General features: G+C 57.5%; 3 protein-coding genes. All 3 read right to left on the minus strand.

The window, feature by feature from the left end; genetic code table 11:
• A partial coding sequence (locus tag Q7P63_10495) for a hypothetical protein (protein ID MDP0500517.1) occupies window positions 1-2,025 on the minus strand: 2,025 nt, incomplete at its 3' end.
• 59 nt (window positions 2,026-2,084) lie between these two features.
• A complete protein-coding gene (locus Q7P63_10500) occupies window positions 2,085-2,558 on the minus strand; it encodes a DUF421 domain-containing protein (GenBank protein MDP0500518.1) in 474 nt (157 codons plus the stop codon).
• A 119-nt stretch (window positions 2,559-2,677) separates the two neighbouring features.
• Window positions 2,678-2,924 (minus strand): hypothetical protein (locus Q7P63_10505; GenBank protein MDP0500519.1); only part of this gene is annotated, 247 nt, incomplete at its 5' end.

Below are 2,924 nucleotides of genomic sequence, written 5' to 3' on the forward strand. Positions count from 1 at the left end.
CAACACGAAGTCGCCCCACGCGTCGCTGGAGACGAGTTGGTAATCCAGCCCGGCGTCCGGCGAGATCGGCCCGAAGACTACGTAGCCTTGCTCCACCGTCGTGCGCAGGCGGCTGTCGGCTTCCGTCGGGTCGAGCCCCAGTAGCTGCTCGAAACGGTTACTGTGCCCGTCGCCGTCGAAGTCAGTTTCGGCGGTTTGGGAGAGATCGCCGAAGTAAGCCATTTCCCAGTTGTCTCGGAGAGAGTCCGAGTCACTGTCAGCATCAAAGAAGAGATAGGCGGTCTCGTAGGAGAGGCTGGCGTGGTGAATAGGAGGGAGTTGATAGGTAGGGACGAAGCCGTAGTAGTCTTGGATGTAAGCTTCGGTAGCATTGCCGTCCTGATCGATGATGACAATCGCAGGCGTATGCCATTCACCTCCCACCGCAATTTCGCCAATTCCTTCAAGCTCGATTTCAATCGAGAAATCGAATTCGAACTCATTCGGATCGTCCTCGACTACCCAGCCATAAAGTTTTCCTTGCGAATTCATGCCCCAGCCCTGTCCTCCCATAAGCCCAGAATACTGCACTTCAGTCAAATCGGCGGGCGGTTGACGACGAGAAGTCCCCCATGCGGTTAAAGTGCCATCCTGATGTAAAGCGAGGCAGTAGGTGCCGTCAGTATCGGCTTTGACGGCCGGTTTGAGGTCACTTGGGACAGGATGGATTCCTTCCGCGTAGGCTCCAAGTTGAACCACGGTGCCATCGGTGTAAGTGATAAGTGTGAGGTCGCCACTGGCGCTGATATAGACGGCCTCACCACGATCGGACGGGAAATCCAGTTGCCCATGAGAATTGTCGCCCCAGCCGTGGACGGCACCACTTTCATCGAGGACTACAGAGTGGTTGCGCGCGGGTGCTACTTGCATAATCTTCGGGAGATTGCCGGGGACTTCGGCTTCTCCATGCGAATTGTCACCCCACGTTACGATTGTTCCGTCGTTTCGTAGCGCAAGCGTTGCCCCATCCACGCTCTCTCGGACATCGAGTACATTTGCCAAATAAAACGGCCCCGTAATTTCACCGCTGGCCTCAGAAAATCGGCGCCCGTCTGGCAGTAGGGCTACCCCGTTTTCCTCGAGGGATGCGACATTTGTCAGCGTGTTGAGAACAGATTCATCCAGATCTGAGCCCCAGACCACTAATGATCCATCACGCTTTAAAGCATAAGAGCGGTTGTCGTAGGCGCTGATCGCGACTACATCCTTCAGTCCGTTGGGTACAAGAGTCGCAGAAGGGCGGGTACCATCTGGGGTCCACGCTACGACCGTGCCGTCCATTCGAAGGGCCAGAAAGTGGGCTGTGCCTGCGGCCACAGCTTGAAGGTTATCGAGATCTTCTGGAAGGTAAAGTAGATCGCCGCTTTGAGCACTGAAGGATATGGCTTCGCTATTGCGTTGGACTGCAATCACTTCTAGGTCTGCAGTCATCGCGAAAGTCTCCACCGCTTCCAGAGATGAGGGGAATTTCGCTTGGCTTGGGATATCCGATTGAGCGAATGCGATCAAACTGCCGTCTTCTGCTAACGCTATGCCCCCCCCAAACGGGGCACACTGGAAAGTGACGACTTTCCGTCCTGTGATAACCGGCCGGAGGGGGAAAGACTCATAGGCTCGCCCAATTTCTACCAGATCGCCGTTCTTCAATAGCGCAAAACTGTCTCGAAATGCGACCACGTCTTCCACCGGTTGCATTCCAGTGAAGGCAACGTAGGCGGTTCCGCCCCAAGGAATCAGCTGTCCATTCGCGCGCAAAAACAGTCCGCTATCATACTCCCCAATTACATCGTCGAAGTATGGTCTACGCAGCTCTTCCGGTATTTTGTAATGGGTATCGCCTCCCGTCACGAGCGCATCATAAGCTGCCAGCGGTGCGGCGGAGGTGAACAGGGCGAAGGCCGAGAGAGCCAAGCGATGGAAGGTGCCGGAAGATGTCATGACAGCGTGGATAAGAAAAATACGGTTAGCTTGAGCAGAACGATCCATGCATAGGGTCGCAACCTTAATTTGCCGTAAGTTATGGGTCGCGCCGTGTCTGCTTGTAGCTACGCTGGCACCACGCTGAAGGAGCCGTCGGTTTCGAGAATGACCAGGCGCGCCCGGGCGGGATCGGCAAGGCCGCTGGAGCGACAGGCGGCTTCGATCTCGTCGGGCGTCACGCGGGCGCTTTTCATCGCTTGGGGCAACATCTCGCCGTCGCGCAGCAACAGCCGGGGCTCGCCGGTTACGACCTTTTTCACCCAAGAGATGCGGACGCTTGACCACGTGATGAGGAACTGAAGCCCGACCAGCAGGGCGAGGGCGGCCGCACCCTGCGCCAGCGCCACGTCTTTACTCAGCAGGATACTGGCAAGCGTCGAACCAAGCGCGACGGTGATGATGAAGTCGAAGGCGTTCATCTTGGAAAGGGTCCGCCGGCCCGAGATGCGCAGAAACAGGAGCAGGCACCCATACGCCATCACGCCTATGATGAGCGTCCGCAGGACCGGCGACCACCCGTTGAAGAAAAAGCTGTCCATCTTCCCCATAACGAGCAGGTTTCCTGCCGGTTAGGAGGTAAAGGCGGCCCCACTGTCCACAAAAAAGGAGAGGCGTGGCGGCCTCTCCTTGGGGGGAAACGAAAGTGCAACCGGGCCTCTTACTGCTCCGCTGGCGACACCGTGAGCCAGACGCGACTGGCGGAACCGGTCGATTGCGGAAGCGCGCTGAACGGCACCTTGGCAAAGAGCTGGGTTCGACCACCCACATTGCGCCATTCGCGCTCCATCGTGCTGCTGTCGAGCAACACGAAGTCGCCCCACGCGTCGCTGGAGACGAGTTGGTAATCCAGCCCGGCGTCCGGCGAGATCGGCCCGAAGACTACGTAGCCTTGCTCCACCGTCGTG

Source organism: Verrucomicrobiota bacterium JB022, assembly GCA_030673845.1.
Lineage (GTDB): Bacteria > Verrucomicrobiota > Verrucomicrobiia > Opitutales > Oceanipulchritudinaceae > WOUP01.